Source organism: Salinirubrum litoreum (assembly GCF_020567425.1).
In the GTDB taxonomy this organism is placed as follows: Archaea; Halobacteriota; Halobacteria; order Halobacteriales; family Haloferacaceae; genus Salinirubrum; species Salinirubrum litoreum.
Genome location: NZ_JAJCVJ010000002.1, coordinates 1,086,054 through 1,112,696, shown reverse-complemented (window position 1 = coordinate 1,112,696; position 26,643 = coordinate 1,086,054). Strand labels below are relative to the sequence as shown.

The window sequence follows — 26,643 nt, the reverse complement described above, 5'->3', positions numbered from 1 at the left end:
CTACGACTCCCGACCGTGACCAGGCGAGTCCCGCCCGTCGCCGAGCACTCGTACCGAGAACCCCGCCTCGCGCCACCGGTCGGCGTCGAGGTGGTTCCGGGTGTCGACCAGCGTCCGGGTCGCCATCGCCTCGCCCACCTCGGTCGGGTCGAGGTCGTGAAACGCCGCGTGGTCGGTGACGAGCAGGAGGCAGTCGCTGTCTGTCACCGCCTCGGCGAGTGCCACCGGGTCGACCGCGAACGACTCGACGTGCGGATCGTAGACACGAACCTCGTAGCCGGCGCTCTGGAGGAGACGGGTGATCGGCAGGGCAGGCGTCTCGCGGGTGTCGCTCACGTCGCCCTTGTAGGCGACACCGAGGAGCGTGACGGTCGGTCGGCGGTCGACCGGCATCGACGCCGCGAACGCGTCGCGGAGCGTCTCGCGGACGAGTCCGGCCGCGTGGTGTGCCATCCCGTCGTTGACCGCGCGGGCGGTCGAGATCAGCCGAGTGCTGGGGGCCGACTGCGCGAGAAACAGCGGGTCGATGGTGATGCAGTGGCCGCCGACGCCCGGCCCGGGCCGGTGGACCGCGACGCGAGGGTGTTCGTTCGCGAGGTCGATGGCGCGGTGGCCGTCGACGCCGACACGTTCGGCGACCGTCGCCAGTTCGTTCGCGAGGGCGATGTTCACGTCGCGGTAGGTGTTCTCGGTGAGTTTCACGAACTCCGCGAGACGGGCCGTCGTCTCGTGGATCGGTCCCTCGGCGACCGCCCCGAAGAGGTCGCTCGCGGCCGCAGTCGAGGCCGCGTCGACGCCGCCGACGAGTCGGCTGTTGGCGGTCATCTCCGCCAGCGTGTTCCCCGGCAGGGCGCGCTCCGGGCAGTGAGCGAGCAGGAAGTCGTCGGTGTCGGCGGTGCGGGCCAGCAGGGGCGCGACGAGTTCGTCGGTCGTCCCCGGCGGGACCGTCGAGACGAGGACGGCGAGGTCGCCGGGCGAGAGCACCTCGCCGACCGACTCGGTCGCCGCGATCACCGCAGAGAGGTCGGCCGCGTTCGCCTCGGGGTCGAGTGGTGTCGGCGTGGCGAGCAGGTAGGCGTCGGCCGGGACCGGGGCGGTTCGGGCGGTGAAGTCGGCCCGGACGCGCTCGAACAACGCGCGGATCGCCGGTTCCTCGGCCGATAGCTCGCCGCGATTCAGCGCCGCGACCAGTTGCTCGTCCACGTCCACGCCGACGACCGTGTGCTCGCGGGCGAACAGCAGCGCGAGCGGCAGGCCGACGTGGCCGAGACCGACGACACAGAGCCTCACTCTGTCACCTCCGAGACGGTGGTCTCTCTCCCGGAGTCGACGCCGAAGGCCGCCGAGAGCAGGCCGACGATGCGCTCGCCGGCCCGCCCGTCGCCGTAGAGGTCGGTCGCGCCGACCATCGACTCGGCGTCGGTCTCGAAGACGGTCCGGAGTCGCCCGGCGAGTTCGGCCGGCGAGACGAGTTCGTTGACGCCGGCCGCGACCGTCTCCGGACGCTCGGTGTGGGGCCGGACCGTGAGACACGGCGTCTCCAGTGCCGACGCCTCCTCCTGCACGCCGCCGGAGTCGGTGACGACGACACGGGCCGTGTCGAGCAGACGGAGGAAGTCGAGGTAGTCGAGGGGGTCCGTGACGCGAAGTGCGCCGGTCGGCCGAATCCCGGCCGACTCCATCGCGCGGCGCGTTCGCGGGTGTGCCGGGAGCACGACCGGGAACGGGGCACCGTCGAGTGCGCCGACGATCCGGCGGAGGCGGGGGTGATCGTCGGTGTTTCGCGGTCGGTGGATCGTGGCGAGCACGAACTCGCCGGGCGTGAGACCGAGAGCGGCGAGCACCGACGACTCGCGTTCGGCGACCGTGCGGTGAGCGAGACAGGCGTCGACGACCGTGTTGCCGGTGACGTGGACCTGCTGTGTAGGCCGGTCGGCGACACCCTCGCGCCGCAGGCTGTCGCGGGCCTCGTCGGTCGGCGCGAACAGCAGGTCGGCGACCTGGTCCGCGACGATGCGGTTCACCTCCTCGGGCATCGCACGGTCGCCGCTCCGCAGTCCGGCCTCGACGTGTGCGAAGGGGACCGGCGTCTTACAGGTCGCGAGTGCGGTGCCGACGACCGCGTTCGTGTCCCCTTGTGCGAGGACGACTGTCGGTGGATCGGCATCCGCTGGCGAGTTCGCGTCGGTGGTCGGGCTTCCGTCGAGGAGTCGTTCGACGCCGACCATCGTCCGGGCAGTCTGTGCGGCGTGGCTCCCGCTGCCGACGCCGAGGTTGGTCTCGGGCGTCGGGAGACCGAGTGTCTCGAAGAAGGTGTCCGAGAGCGCCTCGTCGTAGTGCTGGCCGGTGTGGACGAGTCGAACCCGCCAGTCGGCGTCCGACAACGCGCGGCAGACGGGTGCCATCTTGACCAGTTCGGGTCGGGTCCCGACGACGAGCAGGGCGGTCGGTCTGTCGGCCGTGTCGGTCGCGGCGTCGACCGACCTGTCGGTTGACGAGTCCGCCGACGCCCCCGTCGAACTCGGACGCCCGTTCATCGGTCGATCACTGGCACCGGGCGTGCTTAATTAGCCGCCGCATACTCCGGCTCCGACGCCGACTCGGGGGCGATCGCCGCCACGGTCGCCCAGTCCGGGTAGTCGAAGGCGGTGGCGCGATCCACCGCAGTTCGGCGGAGCGGAGCGGCGACCCGGTAGCCGAGTGGCCCGGCCACGCCGAGTCCGAACATGAGGAGCGCGCGGCGGTCCTGCTGTCTGCGGAGGGCCCGGAGGCCGTACCGGGTCGCCCGCGACCACTCGCCGTCCTTGAGGGCACGCAGGAGCAACATCCGGTCGAAGTCCTGACGGAAGCCGCGTTCGATCCCGGGGTGCTGGCGAATCTCGTCGCCGTGTCGCTCCCAGATCAGTCGGTGGACGAACGACTGGTCGGGCGACTCCGAGAGGTTCCCCTCGTGGAAGGTGCGCCGCGTCAGGCAGTCGTCGACGTACTCGACGGTCCACTCGCGGGCCAGTCGGATGGTGAACTCCCAGTCGACGCCGCGCGGCATCGACTCGTCGAAGCCACCGATCGACTCGAACGCCTCGCGGCGGAGCATGTGGCTGGAGTGTGGGTGGAGGTCGAACCGGCGCAGGATGTCGGGGTAGACGTCGCCGCGCTGGTTCGGCGTGTACTCGCGGGTGACGCGCTCGTCGCTCGCCAGCACGCCGCCGGTGTAGACCAGGCCGCAGTCGTCGGGCGCGTCGGCGAAGCGGGCGAGTTGCCGTTCGACCTTCTCGGGGTGCCAGCGGTCGTCGTCGCCGAGGATGCAGTAGAAGTCGCCGGTCGCGGCGGCGGCGGCGGTGTTGTTCGCGGCCGCGACACCCCGGTTCGTCTCGTGGTGTACCACGCGAACGCGGTCGTCGGCGGCGAACTGCGCGAGCACCTCGCTCGTCTCGTCGGTCGACCCGTCGTCGCAGACGACGACCTCCACGTCGGGGTGGGTCTGTGCGAGGGCGGACTCGACCGCGCCGGCGACGAACTCGGCACGGTCGTACGTCGGGATGAGAGCACTGACGAGCGGCATCTGGTGACACGACGCGTCCGGCCGAACTTAGTATATCGTGCCTGTCGGGTCGTAGCACCTGCATACTCAACAGCGACCGTCGCGTGGATTCGGTGTGACACGGAGCGGGGAGACGGACGCGGACACGCCGGGAGACACCGACTCCGGGAGTGCAGACAGCGCCCACACCGGCGACAGCGCCGACAGTGCCGAGACCGCAACCAGTGCCGACCACGCGCCCCACGTCTGTATGCTCCTGCCGGGTGCGTTCCCGCCTGACATCCGGGTCCGGAAGGAGGTTACCGCACTCCGCACGGCGGGCTACCGGGTGACGGTCGTCGCGAGCGGGCCGGCAGACCGTCCGAAGCGGGAGACGGTCGCCGGGGCGTCGGTGGTCCGACTGGACCGGGAGACGCGATCCGGCCGGGCGGCGTGGCTCGCCAGCGCCGGGATCAACCTCCCGACCGCGATCCACCCGCGCTGGCTCGTCGCTGTCCGGCGACTCCACCGGCGCGACCCGGTGGACGTGCTCCACGTCCACGACCTCCCGCTTGGGGGGACCGCCCTGCTGGCGCGTCGGCTGTTCGGAACGCCGGTCGTGCTCGACCTGCACGAGAACTACCCCGAGGCGGTGACCCAGTGGCGACGGACGACACGCGGGTTCCGGTCGTCGCCGCTCGGCTGGCTGAAACGCCGACTGTTCCCCCGGAGTCGGTGGCAGCGCCTCGAACGCCGGTGGGTTCGACGGGCCGACCACGTGCTGACGGTCGTCCCCGAGGCGCGGGACCACTACCTGCGGGACTGCGGTGCCGACCCCTCGCGGGTGACGGTCGTCTCGAACACGGTCGAGTTGGCGCAGTTCACGCCGGGTGGCGGCCGTGGAGAGGGGAGTGTCCGTCCGACCGGCACAGTGGACTCGGGACCGGACGCGGCGTCGGACGTGTGCACGGTCAGCTACGTCGGCGGCTTCGGTGCCCACCGGGGGTTAGACACCGCGATCCGGGCGGTCGCAGCGCTCGAATCGGGCGTCGAACTCCTGCTGGTCGGTGGCGGCGGCGGGACCACCGAGTCGGAGCTTCGCGCGCTGATCGCGGAGTTGGGTGTCGGAGACCGGGTGACGATCACCGGTTGGGTCGACTTCGAGGAGGTGCCGGGCTACGTCGCCGCCAGCGACGCCTGTCTCGTCCCGCACGCGAGGACGCCCCACACCGAGACGACCGTCCCGCACAAACTGTTTCAGTACATGGCGACGGGGAAGCCGGTGGTCGTGACCGACGTGGCGCCCCTGGCCCGGATCGTCGACGAGACCGAGTCGGGGCTGGTCGTGCCGGCCGGCGATCACGACGCGATGGCCGACGCGATCCGGCGACTGTGTGGGGACGCCGGGTTGTGTGGCGAGTTGGGGCGGAACGGGCGTACTGCGGTCGAGGCGGAGTACAACTGGGACCGGGACGCGAAGCGGTTGGTTGCGGTGTACGACGAGGTGTGTGATCGAACTTCGGGTTCGTACGAGGGCGAGGGGCTGTCGGTTGTTGGCGGCGAGAGGTGACACTCGTCGTGTGACGCGGAGTCTGTCGAACGAGCCACGAACGACGAGAGACGAGAGCCCTCGACCCCAAAATATGAATGTTATCTTATACGTTGCACAACACCGATGTACCGGCTGCTGTTCAGTTCTCGTATGCAGACACTCACGAGACGTGACACGCTCCGCGCACTCGGCGTGGCCGGCGTCACTGCCGCCTCGGCGACCACGGCGAGCGCACAGGCGACCGCGCCGGGTGTCGCGTGGCGCACCCGCGACGCCGACACACCGGACCTCGCGGGCCTCGTCCGACTCGGCGACGGGTACACCTACCTCGGCACCGTCCCGGCCGAGACCTCCGATGACAGTCGGTCCGTCGTCCTCGGCCGCCTCAACGCGGCCGGTGAACAGGTCTGGCGGCGCACGTTCGACTCGCCGGACGGTGACCTGACGGCGACCGCGCTCACGACCGACGCGGGCCAGTACTACGCCTGTGGCGTCCGCACCGACGCGGAGGGTATCCCGACGCCGTTCGTGCTGGCACTCGACAGTGAGGGCCGGGAGCGCTGGCGACTCGACGCCGCCGGCGACATGGCGACCGGAATCGGCCGGGTCGGCGATGCCATCCTCGTCGTCGGCTGGCGACAGGCGGAAGAACGGCCGATCCGACCCGCGCTCTCTCGGTACCGGCCGAACGGGGCGGAACTCGGCCGCCGCGTGGAGCGCCGGGACGGTATCGTCCCGACCGACGTGGTACAGACCGCCGACGGCCAGTACCGACTCGTCGGCGAACAGCGCCGGACCAACTCCCCGACGCTCGTGTTCGTCGCCGACATCGACGAACGCGCCCAGTTCGGCGAGATTCAGCGGTTCGGCTACCTCTCGAACGCGACCGTCGGCGGTGCGGTCCCGATCGGCGAGAGCGATACCCTCGTCGCCGGCACTCTCGGCGGGAACCAGGGACTCGTCGTCCGACTCACTCCCGACGGCGAGAAGCGCTGGGAGACCGTGATCGACGCGGCCGACACGCGACTCACGGCGGTCGACGGCGGAGTTCGCGGCCCCGAAGGGTCGCCGGACGCGGGCGTCGTCGTCGCCGGCACCCGGACGGTCGACGGCGACGAGCGACCGTGGGCCGCCCGCGTCGGGAGCGACGGAGGTCTCGCGTGGGAGTCGACCTACGGCCCGAGTGCGTCGAACACCGCGACCGGCGTCGCACTCGGCGACGCGGGCCGGTTCGTCCTCGGCGGCCCGACGATCGTGAACTCGGCGTGGTTCGTCGGTGCCGACCCGAGCGTCTCGGGGACGCCGACACCCACCGCGACCCCGACGCCGACCGATGCCGACTCGCCGACAGCGACCGGGACGCCGACCGCGACACCGACGCCGACCGGGACGACGCCGCCGCCGGGTGGCTCGGGCGGCGGGTTCCCCATCGGACTCGTCGGCGGCGCGGCGGTCGTCGGCGGTGCCATCGCACTCGCCGGGGCGGCCGTCCTCCGGCGACTGGGTGGCGGTGACGACGGTGAGGACGGAGCCGACGGTGCTGGCGGTGCTGGCGGTGGAGGTAACGAGGGTAGTGGCGGTGACGCCGGTGGAGGTAGCGAGGCCAGTGACCGCGACGGCGATCAGAGCAGTGACGACGGTGGCGACGAGGGGATCGAGGGCAGTGAGACCACCGAGACCGAGGACGTGGACGCCGCGTCCGGCGGAACCGAGCGAGAGACCGAAGGCGGACCGGGGACCGACGACGACTCAGAGTTCGAGTTCGGCGACGACGAGGAGCGCTGAGCGGCGGTCGCCGGACACACCGGCCGCCATCGTGTGAACGCGGCACACGCCCGACTTTTTACCCTCCCGGTCGTCTCCCCGACGATGAGTGTGCGAGAGGTCGCCGTCGAGGCCTACCGCGAGGCGCTGCCCGCGCTGGCCGCGAGTCTCGTCGGCGGTCTCCTCGCCGGGGTCGTCCTCGGCGGGATGCGCGCCGAACTCCGGGCAGTACCGGGGTTGCTCGTCTTGGTGCCGGCACTGCTCGCCACGCGCGGGAACGTCTACGGGAGTCTCGGCGCGCGCATCGCCACCGCGCTCCACCAGGGGCTGATCGAACCGCGCGTCCGGGCCGGCGACCACCGACTCCGGGCCGCGGCGGCCGCCGCACTGGCGAACGGCCTGCTGGCGAGCGTCTTCGCGGCGACCGTGGCGTACCTGATCCTCGTCGGCCTCGACGCACAGGTCGCGCCGCTGGCGCGGTTGGTCGCCATCGCGCTCGTGGCCGGTCTGCTGTCCGGCGGGGTGCTGATCGCGGTCGTGGTCACGGTCGTCTTCGCGGGCTACCGGCGGGGCCGAAATCCGGACACGCTGGTCGGGCCGCTGGTGACGACCACCGGCGACGTGTTCGGGATGCTGTTTCTGCTCGCGGCGGTGCGCATCGTCCTCGGCCTGGGGGTGGGGTGAGTGCCCACCGAGTGGACCGTCCGGGCGATCACGCGGGCGATGCTACCCGTGCTGCTCGTGTTGACACTGGTCGAGATCGGGAGCGGACTCGTCTTGGGGAGTTTCGAGGCGGACCTGCTCCGGTACCCCTCGCTGTTGGTGCTGGTGCCCGTGACGATCGGCACGGCGGGGAACCTCGGGAGCGTGCTCGCCGCCCGCCTCTCGACTGCCTTTCACCTCGGGTTGCTGTCGTTCGACCCCACCGACGATCTGCTGGCGGGCAACGCGGTCGCTACGGTCGCGCTGGCGGTGACGGTGTTCCCGGTGATCGGCGTCGGCGCGTGGCTGTTGACGGGGCTGGCGGGCGACACGTCGCTGTCGGTCGGGACCGTCTTGCTGGTCGCGCTCTCCTCGGGCATCGCGCTCGCGGTGCTGGCGGTCGTCGTCACGCTGATCGCCACCTACGCCGCCTACCGGTTCGAGTTGGATCCGGACGACGTGGTGATCCCGGTCGTGACGAACGTCTGTGACGTGCTCGGCGTGGTGGTGCTGTTCGCCGCCGCGCAACTGTTCGTGTGAACTGTCGTGAACTCGCGGCTGGTTTCTCCGTGGCGTGTGTGTCCGGCGATTCTCCAGTCGAAACGAGGGGGTTCGTGACAGGATGGCGTGGGACTCGGTGCACTACGACGAGGACGACGAGGACGACGGCAGACGGGGTTCGGTCGATTCGGTAGGTGGGTGTTCGGTCGGGTCCGGACCGAGTGTTCAGTCGAATCGGCCGACGGGTACTCGGTCGACACTGTCGGAGGCGGACGAGTCGGAGACGCACCGGTCGAAACCGAGTTCCGTGGACACCCGGAATCCGGACGACTCGCCGTCTCCGCCGTGTCCTTCGAAATCCTTTTGGTCGGTTCGGGACGAACTACCGACAACTGAACTATGGAGATCGACATCATCAGCGAAGAGGAGAACCCCATGTTGCACCGAACCGACGTTCGCTTCGAGATCGTCCACGAGGACGCCAGCCCCTCCCGGCTCTCGGTCCGCGACAGTCTCGCCGCGAAACTCGACAAGGACTCCGACGAGGTCGTCGTCCACGAACTCGACACGAAGTTCGGGATGCGCAAGACGGTGGGCTACGCGAAGATCTACGACAGCCCCGAGTTCGCCCGCGACGTCGAGCAGGACTACATGCTCGACCGGAACAAGATCGGCGACGCCGAAGCGGACGCCGAAGAAGCATAAGCCCGAATGCGGATTCTCGGCATCGAGGGGACGGCGTGGGCCGCCAGCGCCGCGGTGTTCGAGACCGACCGCGACCACGTTTTCATCGAGTCCGACGCCTACCAACCCGACAGCGGCGGGATTCACCCCCGCGAGGCCGCCGAGCACATGGGCGAGGCGATTCCCGAGGTGATCGCCACCGCCCTCGACCACGCCCGCGAGTTGGCCGACGAGGCCGGGGAGTCGCGTGACGATCCGGCTATCGACGCGGTCGCGTTCTCCCGCGGGCCCGGACTCGGTCCCTGTCTCCGCATCGTCGGCACCGCCGCCCGCACCCTCGCCGGGCGACTCGGCGTGCCACTCGTCGGCGTCAACCACATGGTCGCCCACCTGGAGATCGGTCGCCACCAGTCCGGCTTCGACTCGCCGGTCTGTCTGAACGCCTCCGGCGCGAACGCGCACCTCTTGGGCTACCACGGCGGCCGCTACCGCGTCCTCGGCGAGACGATGGACACCGGCGTCGGCAACGCCATCGACAAGTTCACCCGCCACGTCGGGTGGTCCCACCCCGGCGGGCCGAAGGTCGAGGCGGCGGCCGAAGACGGCGAGTACACCGACCTCCCGTACGTCGTGAAGGGGATGGACTTCTCCTTCTCGGGGATCATGTCCGCCGCGAAGCAGGCGGTGGACGACGGCGAACCCGTCGAGAACGTCTGTGCCGGCCTGCAGGAGACGATCTTCGCCATGCTGACCGAGGTGGCCGAGCGCGCCCTCTCGCTGACCGGCACGGACGAACTCGTCCTCGGCGGCGGCGTCGGACAGAACGCCCGCCTCCGCGAGATGCTGTCGGAGATGTGCGAGGCACGCGGTGCGGCGTTCTACGCCCCCGACCCGCGGTTCCTCCGGGACAACGCCGGCATGATCGCCGTCACGGGCGCGAAGATGCTCGCGGCCGGCGACACCATCGCGATCGAGGCGTCGGCCATCGACCCGAACTTCCGGCCCGATCAGGTACCAGTGACGTGGCGCTCCGGCGAGGAGTCGGTCGCACGTGGCCTACACGACCGGTCGGCGGCCGACACCGGTGGCGAGGCGTCTGCCGACGCGGCCGACCTCCGGGGTGCGGAGGCGACCGTCGAGTTCGTGGACGAGACGGTCGTCAAGCGTCGCCTCCCGAAGACGTACCGACATCCGGAACTGGACGAGCGACTCCGCCGAGAGCGCACGGTCGCGGAGGCACGCCTGACGAGCGAGGCACGCCGGCAGGGCGTTCCCACACCCCTCGTGCGCGACGTAGATAGACAGAAAGCGACCATCACGTTCTCGGCGGTCGGCGACCGTGACCTGGCCCGTGGGCTGTCGCCGGCCCGCGTCCGACAGGTCGGGAGCCATCTCGGGCGACTCCACGCGGCCGAACTCGTCCACGGCGACCCGACGACCCGGAACGCGCGAGTGACCGGGCCAGCGGGTGGCGACACCGCCGAGACGGGCGACGACGCTTCCGATCCGGGACCGGACCGCGTCTACCTCATCGACTTCGGTCTCGGCTTCCACTCGGGGCACGTCGAGGACCACGCGATGGACCTCCACGTCTTCGAGCAGTCGGTCGTCGGCACCACCGACGATCCGGAGCCACTGCTGTCGGCGGTCGAAGCCGGCTACGCCGAGACCGGTCCCGGGGCGACGCTCGACCGGTTGCGGGAGATCGAGGGCCGGGGTCGGTATCAGTAGGTCGCGGTCGAGTGCGGGACGTCGACGTGGCTCGTCGGGTGACTGACAGCCAAAACTCTTTATCCCGACGCGGCGTACCCTGGTCGTATGGCAGACAAACCCGAGTCCGGCAAGATCTTCGGTATCCCGTACAACTTCGAGCGCCCGAGCGTCGGGCGGATGCTCTCCTCCTACTGGCAACCCGGCAAGGGGATGCTGGTGAAGAAACCGTTCGGCATCGGCTACACGCTGAACCTCGCCAACTGGCGGTCGTGGCTCGTGGTGCTCGTCGCCGGCGGCCTGCTCTGGCAGGAGCGCCAGAGCGCCGAGAAGAGCGCCGCAGAGGCCGAGGGCGACGACGGCCCGGTCGAAGTGGTCGTCGACGACGACTGAGAATCGGATCGTCGAGTCGGCTGGGACTGTGAGGCTCTTTTCGAGGTGAACGCGGGTCGTTACAGTTGGTCCAATTATTCGGTCGAACAGGTCTGTGCTGTGAACTCGGTCGAGTCGGGTGCGGACGACGAGTGGTGAAAGCGCCCGGTCGACGCGGTCGGTGCTACACGAATCGCGGCCGACGAGGGGTGAAAGCCCCCGACCGCTCGACCACTGTCAGAACGTGCCGCTGACGGTGGAGGTCGGCGCAGGCGGTGCGGAGAGCGCCGAGCGAGGCTGGGGAAGACGAGGTGCGGTGCTGTGCGGTTGTGGTTCGGTGCTGTGGCGGTCGGGGGTGCGACCGTGCCAGAGGTGCGCTACGACGAGTAGCGGTGCTGTCGCTGCCTGTGGTACGGTGGTTGTCGCGGTCGCAGTGCTATCAGTTGTCATAGAGGCCGGTCCGGGGCATAGACACCGACTGGTCCAGTCGCGGTCACCGAAACAGCCACAGTAGCGAGGACGGTGGCAGAGGCGTGCTGTAACTACTCGTCGGGTGCTCGCGCGACCGTCGTGATCGCGCGCGGACTGCCGGGTTTGCGCTGCTGGATGTGGTGTTCGATGTCCACGAAGCCGGCCTCCCGGAACATCCGGTCGGCCTCCTCCTCGTCGTAGAAGAGCATGATCGCGTCGGCCAGTTTCTGGAACACACTCGACTTCGGGTAGTCCGGGCCGACCACCAGCACCTTGTTGCCGGGTTTGACGACGCGGCGGAACTCCACCAGCGCGTCCACCGGGTTCGGCCAGTACTCGATCGATCCGGACGACCAGATGGTGTCGAAGCTGTCGTCGGCGAAGGGCAACCGCTCGGCGTCGCCACGGTAGAACCGGACCTGGTCGTGCTTGCCGAACTTCCGGAACGCCTTCTCCATCTGGTGGACGCTCTGGTCCAACCCGTGGACGTCGTCAGTGTACTGCAGCAACCCCTCGGTGCCGAAGCCGGTGCCACAGCCCACGTCGAGGACGCGGTCGCCCTGCTGGATGTCGAGGAACGTCAACGCCTCGTCGCGCATCTCCTCGTTCCAGATGAAGGGGTTGACCCGGTCGTACACCTTCGAGAGGTACTTGTAGAACAGGCGCGCCCGTGCCTTGTTCTCGAGGACTCCCATTGACTTCTGTTACGACTGGCGGGACATAACGGTGCGGATTTTCGGCGGCCCTGCGGCCGGGATACCGGTCGTCGCCCGCGACCCCGGCGGCACCGATCGCTCGTCACGCAGGTTTAAACCCGATGGGCCGACTACCTCGGGACGATGGGTCCCGTTCCCGAACTCGAAGACCGGGCGCGTCGCTGTGCCGACCGCCTGCGCGACGCCGACGAGGTACTCCTGACCTCGCACATCGACGCCGACGGCCTCACCAGCGCCGCGGTCGCCGCCAGCGCACTCGAACGCGCCGGTATCCCTTTCGAGACGGTCTTCTCGAAGCAACTCGACCGCGAGGAGGTCGCGGCCATCGCCGAGACGGGCTACGACACCGTGCTCTTTACCGACTTCGGGAGCGGGCAACTCGACATCATCGCGGAACACGAACGCGCCGGCGACTTCACGCCGGTTATCGCCGACCACCATCAGCCAGCCACCGTCGCGGCCGACGGCGGGACCGGCGCAGGGGGCGCGGGGGGTTCGGAGAGCGGCGGGAGTGGAGAGACCCGGCGCGTCGACACCGAGTACCACCTGAACCCCCTGCTGGAGGGACTCGACGGGGCCTCGGAACTCTCCGGTGCCGGCGCGGCCTACGTCCTCGCGCGCGCACTCGAACCAGAGGGCACGGACTCGCGCGACCTCGCCGCCCTCGCGATCGTCGGCGCGGTCGGCGACATGCAGGACGGCGACGGCGGCCTGCAGGGCGCGAACGAGGGCATCGTGAGGGAGGGCGTCGAGGCGGGGGTCGTCGAGGAGGCGACCGACCTCGCGCTGTACGGCCGCCAGACGCGTCCTCTCCCGAAGCTGTTGGAGTACGCGAGCGAGGCCCGAATTCCGGGTATCTCGAACGACGAAGCCGGCGCGGTGAAGTTCCTCTCGGGGCTCGACCTCGACCTGAAGGAAGACGGCGACTGGCGGCGCTGGGTCGATCTGACCACGGAGGAACGTCGGACGCTGGTGAGCAGTCTCATGCAACACGCCGTCTCGCGGGGTGTTCCCGCGAGTCGGATCGAGGATCTGATCGGCACCAGCTACACCCTGCTGGCGGAGGAACCGGGCACCGAACTCCGGGACGTGAGCGAGTTCTCGACCCTGCTCAACGCGACCGCCCGCTACGAACGCGCCGACGTGGGACTCGCGGTCTGTCTCGGCGACCGCGACGACGCCTTAGAGCGCGCCCGCACCCTGCTCCGCAACCACCGGCGGAACCTCTCGGAGGGCCTCCAGTGGGTGAAGACCGAGGGCGTCACGCGCGAGGAACACGTCCAGTGGTTCGACGCCGGCACTCGCATCCGGGAGACCATCGTCGGCATCATCGCCGGGATGGCGATCGGCGCGGACGGCGTGGACCCGAACGTCCCCATCGTCGCCTTCGCCGAGAAGAGCGAGGACGAGGTGAAAGTGTCCTCGCGCGGGAACCACCGCCTCACGCGACGGGGACTCGATCTGTCGGTCGTCATGCGGGAGTGTTCACAGGCGGTCGGTGGCGACGGCGGCGGCCACGACGTGGCGGCCGGCGCGACCATCCCGCAGGGCACCCAGTCGGAGTTTATCGAGCGCGTGAACGCTCTGATCGGCGACCAGTTGGACGACTGAGAGGCAGAATCGCGGGGCGAGCCGGGACCACGACGGAATCGCGTGCCTGCCAGCGGACGCTCACGGACACCTGACAGATCTCCGTCGTGTCACCACGAGTGAGGACAATGACTAAGAGGGTATGTTTCTACCTCCCAACGAGAGGACTGAACTCGTGAGAAGAGCCACTCGGGGCCAGACGCTGAACGACTTCGCCATCGGCATGGCGCTGTTCATGCTGACGGTGGCGTTCGTCGTCGCGTTCATCCCGACGATGTACGCGCCGTTCGACGCGCCGGGCGAGGACGGCGACGCGATCCGGGCCGACCGCGCCGCCAGTAGCCTGCTCGGCACGGTGCTCGCCGACCCCGGGAGCGATCTGCAGCGAGTCGACAGAACCTGTACGGTCGCGTTCTTCGACGGCGTCGCACACCCCGACTGCACCGACACCGGGGTTCCGCTGATCGACGCGACCGGCCTCGGGACGACGGACACGGTGTACGTCGCCATCACCGACCCCGCCGGCACCGTCCAGTCGCTGGACGGCGTGACGCTCGAACGCGGCGAGCCGAGTCCGGGGTCGTCGAACGGCGCGACCGTCCGCCGGATGATCGTCCTGAACGGGGAGCAGTACACGCTGGAGGTGGAGGTGTGGTGAGCGACCGACCCCGGCGGCCGCCGACCGCCGGCCACGCCGGCGAGGAACCCGACCGCGACTGGCCCAGTGGCGGTGACGGTGACCGAGCGACCGAGGAGACGGAGCGAGGACAGGTCTACACGCTGGAGGCGATCACGACCGCGATCCTCGTGTTGAGTGCGGTGCTGTTCGCGCTTCAGGCGACGGCGGTGACGCCGCTGACGGCGAGTACCGCGAACCAGCAGATCGAAGAACGCCAGCAGACCATCGCAGACGACCTGTTGGACACCGCCGCCGCGAACGACGAACTGACACCGGCACTGCTCTACTGGAACACCGACACCGGGACCTTCGACGGGGCAGAGACGGTCGGCTACGTCAACGTGCCGGCGACGCTCCCGCCGCTCGACTTCTTCACGACGCTGGACGAGGAGTTCTACGACCAGCGGATCGCGTTCAACGTCTACGTCGAGTACCGTGACGGCGGCGAGACGAAAGTCGAGCAGTTGGTGTACCAGGGGACGCCCTCGGACAACGCCGTCTCCGCGAGTCGAATCGTCGTCCTCAGAGACGACATGGAACTGACCGCCGGGCCGGACGCCGGCCAACCGCTGTCGGCGGTCTCGGGCGACTTCTACGCGCCCGACGCGTCGAGCGGGACTGACATCTACAACGTCGCGGAGGTGCGCATCGTCGTATGGCGGATGTGACCGACCTCCTCGCGGCCGTCGGCGACCTGCTCGATCCGGACCGCTGGCGGGCGGGCGACCGACGGGACCGAGCGCAACTCGTCATCGTCGGCGGCCTCGTCCTCGCCTTCTCGTTGATCGCGTTGACGTTCATCCTCAACAGTTCGCTGTACACCGAGAACGTCGAGTCGCGGGCGACACTCCCGGTCGCCGACGACGCGAGAGAGTACCACGCGACGCTCGACGCCGAGTTCGGGACCGTGATCGAACGGTCGAACGACGAGGACTACGGGAGCCAGTCGGCCGTCGAGACGGCCGTCGAGGACCGGGCGACAGAGATCGACCGGTTGGTCGCCGCGCAGTTCATCGAGGAGCGCGGTGCGTTCGTCGACGCGGACGTCGGGAGTGCGACCGTAGACGAGGGGTTCGTCGTGAAACAGGAGACAGTCCGCCCGTTCACCGACACGAGCGGGATCGGTGACTGGCGGGTCGTCCGTTCGAGTGAACGAGTACGGGCGATACAGTTCACCGTCGACGAGGGCGACCTCCCGGAGGAGGGTGACGGCAACCCCTTCACCGTCGACGTGGAGGAGACCGGTGCTCTCCCGGATCGGTGGACTGCCGAACTAACCGAAGATTCCGACCGGGTCCTCCTCAGCGTCGAACAGGAGGACGGGACGACCTACACCTGCCGGAGTACGACCGAAGCGGCACGAGTCGATCTGAGTGGGGGCTTCCTGTACAGTCTCGATCCGGCGACCGGCGAGGTCCTCGACGTGACCGACTGCGGCTACCGGTTCGCGCCGGACGTCGACGGACCCTACCGGATCGACTTCACGAACGGCGACGAGGCGTCCGGGACGTGGACGATGACCGTCGAGAACGCCGGTGGCGGTCTGTTCGGCGTGGTGAACTGTGACCAGACGTTCGGTGGGCTAGCCGCTCCGCCCGGCGTAGACTGCGGCGGCGCGGGCGGCGACCAACCCTACACGGTCGACGCCGTCTACGCGCTGGAGACGACGGTCACCTACGAGACGACCGAGATCGACTACCGGACGACGCTCCGAGTCGCCCCCGACGAACCGGAGACGGTAGCATGATCGGGCCGCGACAGACCGAGCGCGCGACCGGCGGAAGCGACCGCGCCGTCTCCTCGCAGGTGTCGTACGTCCTCACAATCGCCATCGTCGCGGCACTGCTCAGCACCGTGACGTTCGTCATGTCGGACGTGGTGACCGACCAGCGCGAGAACGCGACACAGGCCGAACTGACCGTCGTCGGCGAACGACTCGCCGCGCAGTTGGTCGCCGCCGACGACCTCGCGCTCCGGGGGACACCGGGAACCCTCCGCATCTCGACGAACCTGCCGGACCGGGTCGCCGGTGCCGGCTACGTCGTGGAGTTGCGAACCAGCGAGATCGAGTTGCGGACGACCGATCCGGACGTGACGGTGACGATCCCCCACAAGACGACCACGCCGATCGCGGGCACGACCGTCACCGGTAATCCGACCGTGACCATCGTCCTCGACTCGGGCGACCTGACGCTGAGCGAGGAGGGGGTGCGGCCGTGAGCCGCTCCGAGGGAAGCCACGACCGGCCGTCACCAGTTCCCGGTAGCGAGGCGGCCCGAACCGAGGCGGGGCGAGCCGCGTCCGACGGCTGGGCGCGGTTCGGCGTCGACGAGCGTGCCGTGAGCGACACACTCGGCTACGCGATCACGCTCGGGATGATCCTCTCGATGATCACCTTCCTCTACGTGAGCGGGGTCGGGACCTTCGGCGACCTCAAGTCGGACGCGCGGGCGGTCAACGCCGACCGGGCCTTCGAGATTCTGGACGACAACGTCCGGGACGTGTACGCCCGAGGTGCGCCGAGTCGGGCGATCGAACTGAAGCTCTCTGACGCCCAGCTGTCGGTCGTCGGCAACACCGAGTTCGAGGTGACAGTGACCGATCCGGCGGGTCCGACGACGAACTACCCGCTGTCGTTCGTCCCCATCGAGTACGAGACGGGACAGACGACGATGAGCTACGAGAACGGCGCGGTGTTCCGCCGGAACGACGGCGGCGGGGCGGTGATGGACAGCAGGCCGCCGTTCGTCTTCACCGACGACCGGACCGTCATGACCTCGGTCGTCACGCGCGGGTCGGCCTCTGTCGGCGGCGACGGCGCGGTGCTGATCGTCGCGGAACGAACCGAGAGCCAACTGCTGACCGACGTGGACGAGGCCGGCGGGACGCCGGTGACGGTGCAGTTCGACATCGAGTCGCCGAACGCGCCCGCGTGGCAGCGGTATCTGGAGTCGTCGCTCCCGAGTGGGTACACCACCATCGACGGCGACCCGTCCGACGACACGCTGGCGTACAGCTTCGAGACGGATCGGTTCGTCCTCCGGCAGACGAAACTCGCCGTCTCGCTGGAGTAGCCCGAGACGCAGAACGGGGGGGTCGCCTACGCTTCGTCGACTTCGACTTCGTTTACCGTGACGTGCAGGTACGTCAGTTCCGGGAACGGCGACCCGCCGGCGAGTGGGTCCACGCCGTCGAGTGCCCGGTCGTAGTGGATCGACGCACCACTGCGGAGCGTCGTGCTCCCGCCGACGACCGCCCCGGAGACCTGCCCCTGTGCCTGGATGTTGACGTTGCCGTTGCCGAGACTGTCGTCCGGGGCGTAGATGACGCCGACGAACTCGGTGCCGGAGTTGCGGATGTCTATCAGGAGTCCGGGTCCGGCGTAGAGCCAGAGCTTCGGCGACTTGTCGCCGGGGATCACGCTTCCGCCGCCGCTGTCGATGTCGAGCGTGTTGCCGGTCATGTAGATGCTGACCTTGCTTCCACTGCCGTCGGCGACCTCGATCTGGCCGCCGTTGAGTGCGACGTCGCCGTCCACGACGAGGTTGACCTCGCCGCCGGAGTTGTCGATGACGAGTGTCTCGCCGCCGGCCAACGTGAGATCGCCGTCGATGTAGTAGTTCCCGTTCGTCAGCGTCCACGTCGTCTGTCCGGGATCGAGTTGGTCACTGGACGTGATCGCCGAGGTAGCGTCGTTGTCGTTGTTGGCGTCCTGTGAGAGCGTGCTCTGCTGGTCGTTGACCAGCGGTCCCACGTCGGACACGTCCACGTCGTTCGTCCCGACGCTGCCCTTGATGTCGGAACCGCCCTTCGTGTCGGTGCTGTAGCCCGGCGGGACCGTCACGTCGGCGTAGACCTCGGTCCCGCCACGCATCCACAGGTCGTTCGAGAGGCTGACCGTCCCCGCGACGGTCCCGGTGAACGAGTAGGGCGCACTGTCCGAGTCGTAGGTGTCGATGAACGCGGCCGACCCACCGCCGCCCTTCATCTCGATCTGGCTCCCGGCGTGCGTCGAGACGAGACCACCTTGTAACGGCGGAGCGTTGGCCGGTGCGACGAGTTTCATCCGCGCGGTCCGGTTGCTCTGGTAGTAGTTGACCGTCCCGCCGAGTCGGGTCCCGAAGAACTGCCCCCACGCCCGGTAGTAGTCGCTCTGGACCTTCATGAAGATCTGCTTGTCCTGGACCGCGTTCGACCGGTCCGGGTCGCCGGTGATCGGGAACTTGGGCGTCTGTCCGGTCTTCTCCGCCGTGATTCGCCCGTTCGACCCGCCGACTGCACCGTCGACGGTGACGAGTGGAACCGTCAGCGTCCGGCCTCGGTAGTGCATCTCCGGCGGCGAGACCATCGTCGTCCCGCCGGCCGACCGTCGCCAGACGCCGCCGCCCTGGTACGCGATGCTCTCCTCGCCCGGTCCGTCGTAGCGGATGGTCCCGAGGTCCTGGTCCACGATGTCGGTTCTGGGGCCGCCGCCACTCGGTGTCATCCAGATTTCGAGATGTCCGGCGTCCTCGACGGAGACGCTCTCGTCGTTCGTCAACCCGAGGTCGATGCTCCGTGAGGAGATTCCCTCGGAGAGTGCGACGAGACTGAGTTTCGAGTCCAACTCCGAGAGGGCGTGTTCAGCACTCCGGAGTTGTGCCTCCTCCTGATACTGACTGATCGAACTGCCGCCCAGCGCGACGACGACGACAGAGGTACTCAACGCCAGCCCGATGATCAGGATGATCCCGATCACGTTGGACTGGGCGCGCCGGTCCCCGTCGAGTAGCATTGACTTGCCTCACGTATGCGGGAACATCATATAAACGAATTGGCTACTAACTGACAATACATACACGTTCCGACAGATCTCCCGGAAGTGATCGGGGTCGGAGGCGACGGTCCGAGTCGGGGAGAGGTAGTTCACGGCACCGTCCGACACGCCTGTTCGCCCGGTCCGACTCGGACACCGTGAGCAGCAGCCGAGACCGAGTCGTTCCGACTGGCCGCAGACGGCAGACGAGTAGTTTGATATAGCATCATGAGATTTACCGACCGGTCGGTGCCGAAATGCGAAGAACACGGGAGAACGCCCCGAGACAGTCCGACTCGTCGAACGAACCGACTCTGCGTGCGGAGAACGGGCCGGTTCGGTCCGCGAGAGCGCAGACCGATCGAAGTGGATCCAGCCAGCGTCACGAGGCGAACCGAACTCTCGGTCGTCGCGAGAGGTGGCCACGTCGAGGAGTCACGGGACGAGACGAACTCGTCTTCCCGGTTCGTGGGGCAACTCGCGACCGAGGACGGCCGGTCTGAACTGGTGCTATCGACCTGCGGACCGTCGTCGGTGCCCGAACTCACGGCAGGGAACGGTCGGAGACGGACGAACGGTGGTCGGAGACGAACGAACAGTAGTCGGAGAACACCCAGCGTTTACCCGCAGGGATCGATGGAGGGCCGGCGAGGAGTGCAGTTAGCCGGGCGCGACTGCACTCTGCAACCTGGAACGCGAACTCGTCGATGTCGAACCCGTGGATGGAGAGTACGGGCGCTCTCGGTGGCGAATCTGTGGGCTACGCTCACGCGGTCACGATCGGCAGAACGCGGCCAGTAAATCACATACTGCTATATCAAAATCGTGAGAACGCAAGAGAGACGCCAGTCGGGTGTGCGAGGTGTCTGTCGGGGGCGGCGAACCGTCCGACTTTTCTCCGCGTGCGAGGTACGACCGGTATGACCGACTTCGACCCCGAGAAGTTCGAGGACAAGTACGTCCACTACTTCCCGGAACTCCAGCGCGCTTACAAGGACGCCTTCGAGGTGATGAACGACCAGTACGACTCGGAACTGATCCACGCCATCGACCAGCAGATTCTGAACGAGTCGGAGCCGTTCTACGAGGACGGCGACTTCCGGATCGAACTCCCCGAGAATCCGACGGAACGCCTGACCGCCATCGTCGTGGACGACGAGAAACTCACACAGACGCTGGACCGCTACGTCGCGGAACTGGAGTCGCAGTTGCGGGCGACGTTCCTCGGCGAGGAGTGAGGCAGGATCGTCGGCGAGAAGTCGCCGGTCGTTGGGAGTGAACGCGGACCGACAGCGAGCGGAGTGTCACGGAACCAAAGGCCTAAGACCGCGTGCGCGTTACTCGAACGCATGAGTACGGAGACGACCGACGGGGACGACGACCTGCGAGAGCGCGTCACGAACTTCCTGCGACGGAACTTCCCCCAGATTCAGATGCACGGCGGGAGCGCAGCGATCCAGCACATCGACCGCGAGTCCGGCGAGGTCTCGATCCAACTCGGCGGTGCCTGTTCCGGTTGTGGCATCTCCCCGATGACGATCCAGGCGATCAAGAGCCGGATGGTCAAGGAGATTCCGGAGATCACCCAGGTCCACGCCGACACCGGCATGGGCGGCGGCAGCAGCCACGGCGGCGGGATGAGTCCCTCGTTCCCCGGCGAGTCCAGCGACGACGGCCGTGAGGACGACGAAGGCCCGCAAGCCCCGTTCTGATCTCGCGGTCGATTCTCCGTTTTCGCGTCCGTGAGCGACTGCGACCTCCGGTCGGTCCGGGGGGCTGGCGGGTGCGGTCCGCGAGACGGTGATCCACCCCCCGACCCGTCGGTGAGACGGCTCGACACCGAGCGAACCCGCCGCCGGCACCCGATAGTCTGTCCATAACAATGGGCTGGCGGGCCGGTGTTCTCTACGACCCATGGCACAGGTGCCGTTCACAGACATCTACGTCGACGACGACATCGTCGAGCGAGCGAGTGACGTCCTCCGAAGCGGCCGGTACGTCAAGGGGGGCGAACTGCGGGCGTTCGAAGACGAGTTCGCCGACGTCTGCGGAACCGACCACGCGGTCGGCGTGTCGAGCGGCACCGCCAGTATCCTGCTCACGCTCCAGTCGCTCGACGTCGGCACGGGCGACGAGGTCCTCGTCCCGGCCCACACCTTCTTCGCGTCTGTCAGCCCGATTCTGACACTCGGTGCGACACCCCGGTTCGTCGAGGTCGATCCGGAGACGTACACCCTCGACCCCGCCTCCCTCCGCCGACAGGCCGAGCGAGCGACGACCCCCGTCGCGATCCTCCCGGTGCACCTCTACGGCCAGATGGCTGATCCCGGCGCGATTCGGTCGGTCGCCGACGACTACGACCTCGCGGTCGTCGAGGACGCCTGCCAGGCCCACGGCGCGAGCCGCGACGGCGTCCGCGCCGGGACACTCGGCGACGCGGGCTGTTTCAGCTTCTACCCCTCGAAGAACCTCACCGTCGCGGGCGACGGCGGGATGCTCGTCACCGACGACCCCGAACTCGCCGCGTCCGCCCGGCGACTCCGGAACCACGGCCGGAACGAGGCGGGCGAACACGTCTCGCTCGGGTTGAACTTCCGACTCGGCGAACTCCCCGCCGCGGTCGGCCGCGAACAACTCCGGCACCTGCCCACGTGGAACGACGCCCGCGCCCGCGCCGCGACCGAGTACGGCGACCGCCTCGCCGACCTCGCGCCGGTCGTCACGCCCACCGAACACGAGGCGGCCGAGCACGTCTACCACCTCTACGTGGTTCGCGTGCCGGCCGCGTACCGCGACCCACTCCGCGACTCGCTCGCCGAACAGGGGATCGAGACCGGCGTCCACTACCCCACGCCGGCCCACCAGCATCCGGCAGTCGTCGACCGGGTCGGCGAGACCGCCGGCCTCGCTCGAACCGAGGCCATCTGTGACCAGATCGTCTCGCTACCGATGCACCCCCGAATCACCGACACGGAGATCGAGACGGTCTGTGACGGCCTGCGGCAGTTCTTCGCCGAGAACCCTGCGAGTCGGCCGACACTGCCGACGCCGTCGGAGTCGCGGCCGTCCACGACCGGTGGTGAGTCCGCGTGATCTACGCCGTCGTCGGCGTCGGCGACTGGGGGCTGAACCACGTCCGAATCGGCGCGGAACTCCGGGAGGCCGGCGTCGTCGACAGACTCCTCTGCTGTGACACCGATCCGGAGCGCGCGGCCGCTGTGGCCGAACAGTTCGATGCGGACGCCGTCACCGACCCCGAGCACCTGCCCTCACTCGACGTCGACGCCGCGACGATAGCGACACCGACCGCGAGCCACGCCGCAGTCGCCCGGCCGCTTCTCGACGCGGGCGTCGACCTGCTGATCGAGAAGCCACTCGCGCCCGACGCCGAGACCGCGTGGGACCTCGTGGCGCGTGCGGAACGGGCCGACTGCACCCTCGCGGTCGGCCACGTCTTCCGCTTCCACCCCGCGCTCGTCGACCTCCGGCGACGTGTCCGCGCGGGCGATCTCGGCGACCTCAAGTACCTCTCGACCCAGCGGTTCGCCTTCCGGGTGCCCCGCGAGACGACCGGGGCGCTGTTCTCGCTCGCGGTCCACGACGTAGACGCCTACGCGTACCTGCTCGGTCGGGACCCGGAGTCGATCTGCTGCCGGCAAGACGCCATCGTCCGCCCGGACGTAGACGAGACCGCCTCGCTGACACTCGGCTACGGCGGGACGACCGGCCGGATCGACGTGTCGTGGCAGGTGCCGGTGTTCGGCAAGACCCGTCAGCTCGCCGTCGTCGGAACCGAGGGGGCCGCGTTCGTCGACTACACCGAGACGAACCGACTAGAACTGTACGACACCCGGATCGTCGAGGACGCCGAGTCCGCCGGTCTCCGGGCCGTGGGCGGCGGTCCGACGGTGATCCGCCCGCCGGACGCAGAGCCACTCCGGGCGGAAGTCGAGGAGTTCCTCGCTGTCGCTCGCGGCGAGTCGGACGACCTCCGGAACCCCGGCACGGTCGGTGCGCGAGCGGTCGAACTGCTGGAACTCGCGGGTCGGTCCAGCGATGAGCGTCGTGTCGTCACCGAGATTCCGCCGGCACCGGGCCGGTGGGAGGCGAACGGGCACGACCCTTCCCGTGTCGATTCGGTCGGTGCCGACGGCGACTCGACCCGGACCGGCCGCGACCGCGAGCGTCGGCGGTTCTCCGGACAGGCCGAGTAGCAGTCACGTCGGCGAACCGGCCGAGTAGCAGTCGCGTCGGTGAACCGGCCGGGCAGTAGTCTCAGTGGGAGAATCGATCGCCGTCGGTCGTCAGGTGGACGCGTTCGCCGCCGACGGTCGTGTAGGCCGGTTCGAACGGGGGAAAGTCGAGCGACCGGATCGTATCGTACACCGCGAGTGCGGTCGCGTCGTCGTCGGTCGCGGCCGCAAGCCTGTCGAGTGGAATCTCCTTGTCGATGTCCGACTTCAGGTAGAAGTACCGCTTCCCGTCGAAGGCCGCCTGTGGGGTCACCGTCTCGTGAACGTCACCCGAGACGAGTGTCGGCAGGGTGTCCTCGAACAACTGTATCGACGCCTCGCGGGTGCGCTCGTACAGCGACCGGGCGGTATCGGTCGGTCGGATCTCGACGAACCGACGGTCGATGATCGGCCCCGCGTCCACCTGCTCGACCATGACGTGCATCGTCGTCCCGTACCGCCAGTGGTCGTCGGGCCGGGCGTTCTGGATCGCGTGCGTGAACGTGTTGCTCCCCCGGTAGCGCGGCAGTTCGGCCTGGTGGAGGTTGATCGCCGCCTCGCGAGGGTGGTCGAGCAGTTCCGCGTCGAGGATGTTCGGGTAGTAGACGGACAGGAGGTAGTCCACGTCGTAGGTCAGCAGGTCACGCTCCTCGGCGAGTGAGAGCACAGGATACCCCAGTTCCGCGGCGCGCTTCCGGACTGACCTCTCCCACCAGCCTTCGTGGGCCGGCGGGTAGGTGACGACGACCGGCACCTCGATCGCCGGGTGGTCGGCGAGTCGCTCCAGACAGGCGACGCCGAGATCGTGACTGCCGAGGAACGCGACGCTCGTCATGACACTCTGTCGGAGCGTGAGCTACCTCGTTATGCCGGACCTTCCAGCCCACGCGGGCACCGACTCACACGCGGATCACCGGGACCCCGAGTGTCTGGCTCGCCGTCTCCGCGTCGTCGTAGCGCTCGACTGCGAGCACGACCGGTGCCTCGACCTCGGCGACCCGGATCACGGCGAGGCGCGTGGTCGTCGGATCGTCCGGCGGACCGGGAACCGCTCGCTCGGCGTCGGCCACCGCCTCGGCGACGGACTCGGCGAGGTGTGCGCGGGCCGCCCGGCGGCGGTTGGCCAGTGCGTCCTGGAGTTCGAGTCGGTGCTCCCGCGTGTCGCGGGCTTCCCGAGCGCGTCGTTCGGCCTCGGCGAGCGCCTGCTCGGCGGCGATGCGGTCCGTCTCGACGTCGGCGAGTTCGGCAGTCACCTCGGCCAACTCCTCGGCGACCGCGTCCGCGCCGGCATCGACCTCCCGCCGGGCGGACAGCGCTCCACGTAGGGTCGCGGTTCGCTCCCGGAGGTCGGCCTCGCGCTGACCGACCTCGGCGACGCGCCGGCGGAGCGCGGAGAGGTCGAGCGCCGGCGGCGAACAGTCGGCGAGTCGTTCCCGGAGGTCGCGGATCGCGTCGTCCTGCGGCGCGGTCGCGCCACGGGACCGGGCAGCGAGCGCGAGGAGTCGTCGCCGACTCCGGATCGGTCGGCCGTCGAGGCGACCGACGAACCGGTGGAGCGGGCCGGGTGCGGGACAGTCGAGTTCGATGTTCGCGGCAGTGTCGAGGCTCTGTTGCCGGATCTCGTCGAGGAGAGCGGCAGTCGGGGACGACGCACCATCGGTCACGAGAGAGGTGTCGCACTCTCGGAGGTCGATGGCGTCGCCGGTGTGTGTCGTCTCGGGAGTGCGGAGTCGCATTGAGCGTCGACGGTGAGGTCGTCTCGGTCAGAGCGGTTCGTCGGTCAGTTCCTCGAGAGTGGGGTGGTCTCTCCCGACCGCGAACTTCGCGTAGGGGGTGCTGACCGTCTCTCGGTTCTCGTAGGCAGTGGCGGCCTCGCGGACCGACTCGGGTGCGTCGGCGAACTCGTTGAAGGGTTCGGTGCGTTCGAGTTGGACGTCGTCCGCGTGCTTCTCGCGGAGGCGGAGCGCGAGGAAGGCCCCGAGTTCGGTGTCGGCGAGGAGGGCGGCCCGGCCGAATCGGCGGACGACCGCCGCCTCGTGGCTCGCACAGACGTTCCGGAGGGTCGCTCGCGCCGACTGCGAGTAGGTGACGACCAGGAGCACGGGGCGAGTTGGGTGCGTGATATGAATTAAAGATGTTGGTATCTGGTAACTACCGGGCGCGGGCGATTTGCAGTGGAAGCGAAGGGGTTCAGGCGGCGGCCGTCCGGGCGACTCCCGACCGGTACGGGGCGTGTGGCACTCGTTCGCGAGACGGTGGCCCGCTCACACGACCCCGTGAGACGACTCCATCCGACAGTCGTCGAGTTTCGACCGAGGACTATCGTTCGCGGACGATGACGAACTCCGCCAGATCCCGCAGGTAGCCCTGTGCGGCCGTCTCGTCCAGATCGGCGGCCTCCAGGGCGGACAGCGCCTCCTCGGACTGTTCGCGGGCGCGGGCGTTCGCCTCCTCGGGCGTCAGGTCGGTCACCTGAACGATAGACGGTCGATCCATCTCCTCGTCCTGCCCGGTCGGCTTGCCGAGGTCGTCGGCGTCGGCGGTCGCGTCCAACACGTCGTCGCGGACCTGAAACGCCACCCCGACGCGCTCGGCGTAGTCGCCGAACGCCTCCACGGTGAACGGGTCCGCGCCGGCCGCGACCGCACCGAGTTCCGCCGCCGACCGGAACAGCGCGCCGGTCTTCCGGCGGGCGAGTTCCATGTACTCCGCCTCGTTCGAGGGGCGAGCGACGAGTTCGGTCGCCTCCCCCTCGCCGAGTTCGACCATCGACTCCGCGACGATCTGCATCGCCTGCTCGCTGTCGGAAAAGAGGTCGAACGCCTCGCCGAGCAAGCCGTCGGAGGCGATGATCGCCGGCCCGTAGCCGTACTCGGCCCACGCGCTCCCCGTCCCGCGGCGCACGTCCGAGCGGTCGATGATGTCGTCGATCACCAGCGAGGCGTTGTGGACGAGTTCGATCCCGACCGCGTAGTCCACCGCCTCGCTCGGGTCGCCGCCACAGGCCTCACAGCAGAGCAGTGTCACCGTGGGCCGGACGCGCTTCCCCCCGGCGAGGGCGACGTGGCCCATCTGCCCCGACAACTCCTCGGGTTCGACCGCCGACACCACCTCCTGCAGGCGGTCGTTCACCAGCGCGACCCGGCGTTCGAGGTACTCCATCGTCCGCTAACAGAGGGCGCTGGTGCAAGTACGTGACGGAACGCCGGGACGAGACGAACCGAGTGTGACGACACAGACGGGTACCGACCGCTCACTCGAACTGCGCGATCAACTCGGGCACGACCTGCGACCACCTTTTCGTCGGTCTCGCGTCGCTCGGCCTCGAAAAGCTGGACCAAAAACCGCAGACCGC

Annotated in this window: 26 protein-coding genes; 17 read left to right on the top strand and 9 right to left on the bottom strand. The window is 68.8% G+C overall.

Translation table 11 applies throughout. The features are described from left to right. The 3 genes from LI337_RS14105 to LI337_RS14095 are packed head-to-tail and all read right to left on the bottom strand — an operon-like array spanning window position 1 to window position 3,562. Complete coding sequence (locus tag LI337_RS14105) at window positions 1-1,290, bottom strand: nucleotide sugar dehydrogenase (protein ID WP_227230497.1); 1,290 nt, start codon at window positions 1,288-1,290, stop codon at window positions 1-3. Continuing rightward, window positions 1,287-2,537 carry a non-hydrolyzing UDP-N-acetylglucosamine 2-epimerase gene (gene wecB, locus LI337_RS14100; RefSeq protein ID WP_227230495.1) on the bottom strand — a complete coding sequence of 417 codons (1,251 nt, stop codon included), beginning with the start codon at window positions 2,535-2,537 and terminating at the stop codon, window positions 1,287-1,289. Before wecB ends, LI337_RS14105 begins: the two co-directional genes overlap by 4 nt. Window positions 2,538-2,563: 26 nt before the next feature. Continuing rightward, window positions 2,564-3,562 (bottom strand): glycosyltransferase family 2 protein, encoded by a 999-nt coding sequence (locus LI337_RS14095; RefSeq protein WP_227230494.1) that lies wholly within the window; start codon window positions 3,560-3,562, stop codon window positions 2,564-2,566. A 94-nt stretch (window positions 3,563-3,656) separates the two neighbouring features. Between LI337_RS14095 and LI337_RS14090 the strand changes: the two genes are divergently transcribed. The 7 genes from LI337_RS14090 (at window position 3,657) to LI337_RS14060 (ending at window position 10,826) form a co-directional block, all read left to right on the top strand. Next, entirely contained in the window at window positions 3,657-5,090 is a 1,434-nt protein-coding gene (locus LI337_RS14090) for a glycosyltransferase family 4 protein (protein WP_227230493.1), read from the top strand. A 132-nt stretch (window positions 5,091-5,222) separates the two neighbouring features. Continuing rightward, window positions 5,223-6,857, top strand: coding sequence for a hypothetical protein (locus LI337_RS14085; protein WP_227230491.1), 1,635 nt, complete (start codon window positions 5,223-5,225; stop codon window positions 6,855-6,857). A gap of 84 nt (window positions 6,858-6,941) precedes the next feature. Further along, window positions 6,942-7,520, top strand: coding sequence for a magnesium transporter (locus LI337_RS14080; protein WP_227230485.1), 579 nt, complete (start codon window positions 6,942-6,944; stop codon window positions 7,518-7,520). Continuing rightward, a complete protein-coding gene (locus tag LI337_RS14075; protein WP_227230484.1) occupies window positions 7,521-8,078 on the top strand; it encodes a magnesium transporter in 558 nt (185 codons plus the stop codon). It begins immediately after the preceding gene. A 360-nt stretch (window positions 8,079-8,438) separates the two neighbouring features. Continuing rightward, the gene (locus LI337_RS14070; RefSeq protein ID WP_227230483.1) at window positions 8,439-8,744 is read left to right on the top strand and encodes a 30S ribosomal protein S24e; all 306 of its coding nucleotides are present in this window, start codon (window positions 8,439-8,441) and stop codon (window positions 8,742-8,744) included. Window positions 8,745-8,750: 6 nt separating this feature from the next. Beyond that, entirely contained in the window at window positions 8,751-10,454 is a 1,704-nt protein-coding gene (locus LI337_RS14065; protein ID WP_227230482.1) for a bifunctional N(6)-L-threonylcarbamoyladenine synthase/serine/threonine protein kinase, read from the top strand. Window positions 10,455-10,541: 87 nt separating this feature from the next. Beyond that, a complete protein-coding gene (locus tag LI337_RS14060; RefSeq protein ID WP_227230481.1) occupies window positions 10,542-10,826 on the top strand; it encodes a DUF5808 domain-containing protein in 285 nt (94 codons plus the stop codon). 521 nt (window positions 10,827-11,347) lie between these two features. On the opposite strand, the gene LI337_RS14055 is transcribed toward LI337_RS14060, so the two are convergent. After that, entirely contained in the window at window positions 11,348-11,971 is a 624-nt protein-coding gene (locus LI337_RS14055; RefSeq protein WP_227230480.1) for a methyltransferase domain-containing protein, read from the bottom strand. A 144-nt stretch (window positions 11,972-12,115) separates the two neighbouring features. On the opposite strand from LI337_RS14055, the gene recJ reads away from it, so the two are divergent. The 6 genes from recJ (at window position 12,116) to LI337_RS14025 (ending at window position 17,335) form a co-directional block, all read left to right on the top strand. Beyond that, window positions 12,116-13,603 carry a RecJ family nuclease gene (gene recJ / locus LI337_RS14050; protein WP_227230479.1) on the top strand — a complete coding sequence of 496 codons (1,488 nt, stop codon included), beginning with the start codon at window positions 12,116-12,118 and terminating at the stop codon, window positions 13,601-13,603. A 154-nt stretch (window positions 13,604-13,757) separates the two neighbouring features. Then, a complete protein-coding gene (locus tag LI337_RS14045; protein WP_227230478.1) occupies window positions 13,758-14,240 on the top strand; it encodes a DUF7287 family protein in 483 nt (160 codons plus the stop codon). Further along, complete coding sequence (locus LI337_RS14040) at window positions 14,237-14,929, top strand: DUF7288 family protein (RefSeq protein WP_227230477.1); 693 nt, start codon at window positions 14,237-14,239, stop codon at window positions 14,927-14,929. The genes LI337_RS14045 and LI337_RS14040 overlap by 4 nt, the downstream gene beginning before the upstream one ends. After that, entirely contained in the window at window positions 14,917-16,008 is a 1,092-nt protein-coding gene (locus LI337_RS14035) for a DUF7261 family protein (RefSeq protein WP_227230476.1), read from the top strand. The genes LI337_RS14040 and LI337_RS14035 overlap by 13 nt, the downstream gene beginning before the upstream one ends. After that, entirely contained in the window at window positions 16,005-16,481 is a 477-nt protein-coding gene (locus LI337_RS14030) for a DUF7266 family protein (RefSeq protein ID WP_227230475.1), read from the top strand. The genes LI337_RS14035 and LI337_RS14030 overlap by 4 nt, the downstream gene beginning before the upstream one ends. Beyond that, window positions 16,478-17,335 (top strand): DUF7289 family protein, encoded by an 858-nt coding sequence (locus LI337_RS14025; protein ID WP_227230474.1) that lies wholly within the window; start codon window positions 16,478-16,480, stop codon window positions 17,333-17,335. Before LI337_RS14030 ends, LI337_RS14025 begins: the two co-directional genes overlap by 4 nt. 26 nt (window positions 17,336-17,361) lie before the next feature. On the opposite strand, the gene LI337_RS14020 is transcribed toward LI337_RS14025, so the two are convergent. Continuing rightward, window positions 17,362-19,035, bottom strand: coding sequence for a DUF7289 family protein (locus LI337_RS14020; RefSeq protein WP_227230473.1), 1,674 nt, complete (start codon window positions 19,033-19,035; stop codon window positions 17,362-17,364). A 941-nt stretch (window positions 19,036-19,976) separates the two neighbouring features. Here LI337_RS14020 and LI337_RS14015 point away from each other — a divergent pair. The 4 genes from LI337_RS14015 to LI337_RS14000 all read left to right on the top strand — a co-directional run bounded on the left by LI337_RS14015 (window position 19,977) and on the right by LI337_RS14000 (window position 23,270). Then, a complete protein-coding gene (locus LI337_RS14015) occupies window positions 19,977-20,294 on the top strand; it encodes a DUF5783 family protein (RefSeq protein ID WP_227230472.1) in 318 nt (105 codons plus the stop codon). 111 nt (window positions 20,295-20,405) lie between these two features. Then, a complete protein-coding gene (locus LI337_RS14010) occupies window positions 20,406-20,768 on the top strand; it encodes a NifU family protein (protein ID WP_227230471.1) in 363 nt (120 codons plus the stop codon). 202 nt (window positions 20,769-20,970) lie between these two features. Continuing rightward, window positions 20,971-22,149 carry a DegT/DnrJ/EryC1/StrS family aminotransferase gene (locus LI337_RS14005; protein ID WP_227230470.1) on the top strand — a complete coding sequence of 393 codons (1,179 nt, stop codon included), beginning with the start codon at window positions 20,971-20,973 and terminating at the stop codon, window positions 22,147-22,149. Continuing rightward, a complete protein-coding gene (locus LI337_RS14000) occupies window positions 22,146-23,270 on the top strand; it encodes a Gfo/Idh/MocA family protein (protein ID WP_227230469.1) in 1,125 nt (374 codons plus the stop codon). Before LI337_RS14005 ends, LI337_RS14000 begins: the two co-directional genes overlap by 4 nt. Window positions 23,271-23,331: 61 nt before the next feature. On the opposite strand, the gene LI337_RS13995 is transcribed toward LI337_RS14000, so the two are convergent. The 4 genes from LI337_RS13995 to LI337_RS13980 form a co-directional block, all read right to left on the bottom strand. Further along, window positions 23,332-24,123 (bottom strand): methionyl-tRNA formyltransferase, encoded by a 792-nt coding sequence (locus LI337_RS13995; RefSeq protein WP_227230467.1) that lies wholly within the window; start codon window positions 24,121-24,123, stop codon window positions 23,332-23,334. A 64-nt stretch (window positions 24,124-24,187) separates the two neighbouring features. Next, window positions 24,188-25,024 (bottom strand): DUF7856 family protein, encoded by an 837-nt coding sequence (locus LI337_RS13990; protein WP_227230466.1) that lies wholly within the window; start codon window positions 25,022-25,024, stop codon window positions 24,188-24,190. 27 nt (window positions 25,025-25,051) lie between these two features. Next, window positions 25,052-25,390 (bottom strand): DUF7855 family protein, encoded by a 339-nt coding sequence (locus tag LI337_RS13985; protein WP_227230465.1) that lies wholly within the window; start codon window positions 25,388-25,390, stop codon window positions 25,052-25,054. A gap of 217 nt (window positions 25,391-25,607) precedes the next feature. Further along, a complete protein-coding gene (locus tag LI337_RS13980; RefSeq protein ID WP_227230464.1) occupies window positions 25,608-26,450 on the bottom strand; it encodes a polyprenyl synthetase family protein in 843 nt (280 codons plus the stop codon). Between the last annotated feature and the right edge of the window lie 193 nt (window positions 26,451-26,643).

Coding starts and splice junctions, on each gene's coding strand:
- wecB (WP_227230495.1), bottom strand. CDS start 2,537: ATGAACGGGCGTCCGAGTTCGACGGGGGCGTCGGCGGACTCGTCAACC.
- LI337_RS14095 (WP_227230494.1), bottom strand. CDS start 3,562: ATGCCGCTCGTCAGTGCTCTCATCCCGACGTACGACCGTGCCGAGTTC.
- LI337_RS14085 (WP_227230491.1), top strand. CDS start 5,223: ATGCAGACACTCACGAGACGTGACACGCTCCGCGCACTCGGCGTGGCC.
- LI337_RS14080 (WP_227230485.1), top strand. CDS start 6,942: ATGAGTGTGCGAGAGGTCGCCGTCGAGGCCTACCGCGAGGCGCTGCCC.
- LI337_RS14070 (WP_227230483.1), top strand. CDS start 8,439: ATGGAGATCGACATCATCAGCGAAGAGGAGAACCCCATGTTGCACCGA.
- LI337_RS14065 (WP_227230482.1), top strand. CDS start 8,751: ATGCGGATTCTCGGCATCGAGGGGACGGCGTGGGCCGCCAGCGCCGCG.
- LI337_RS14060 (WP_227230481.1), top strand. CDS start 10,542: ATGGCAGACAAACCCGAGTCCGGCAAGATCTTCGGTATCCCGTACAAC.
- LI337_RS14055 (WP_227230480.1), bottom strand. CDS start 11,971: ATGGGAGTCCTCGAGAACAAGGCACGGGCGCGCCTGTTCTACAAGTAC.
- recJ (WP_227230479.1), top strand. CDS start 12,116: ATGGGTCCCGTTCCCGAACTCGAAGACCGGGCGCGTCGCTGTGCCGAC.
- LI337_RS14035 (WP_227230476.1), top strand. CDS start 14,917: ATGGCGGATGTGACCGACCTCCTCGCGGCCGTCGGCGACCTGCTCGAT.
- LI337_RS14030 (WP_227230475.1), top strand. CDS start 16,005: ATGATCGGGCCGCGACAGACCGAGCGCGCGACCGGCGGAAGCGACCGC.
- LI337_RS14020 (WP_227230473.1), bottom strand. CDS start 19,035: ATGCTACTCGACGGGGACCGGCGCGCCCAGTCCAACGTGATCGGGATC.
- LI337_RS14015 (WP_227230472.1), top strand. CDS start 19,977: ATGACCGACTTCGACCCCGAGAAGTTCGAGGACAAGTACGTCCACTAC.
- LI337_RS14010 (WP_227230471.1), top strand. CDS start 20,406: ATGAGTACGGAGACGACCGACGGGGACGACGACCTGCGAGAGCGCGTC.
- LI337_RS14005 (WP_227230470.1), top strand. CDS start 20,971: ATGGCACAGGTGCCGTTCACAGACATCTACGTCGACGACGACATCGTC.
- LI337_RS13995 (WP_227230467.1), bottom strand. CDS start 24,123: ATGACGAGCGTCGCGTTCCTCGGCAGTCACGATCTCGGCGTCGCCTGT.
- LI337_RS13990 (WP_227230466.1), bottom strand. CDS start 25,024: ATGCGACTCCGCACTCCCGAGACGACACACACCGGCGACGCCATCGAC.
- LI337_RS13980 (WP_227230464.1), bottom strand. CDS start 26,450: ATGGAGTACCTCGAACGCCGGGTCGCGCTGGTGAACGACCGCCTGCAG.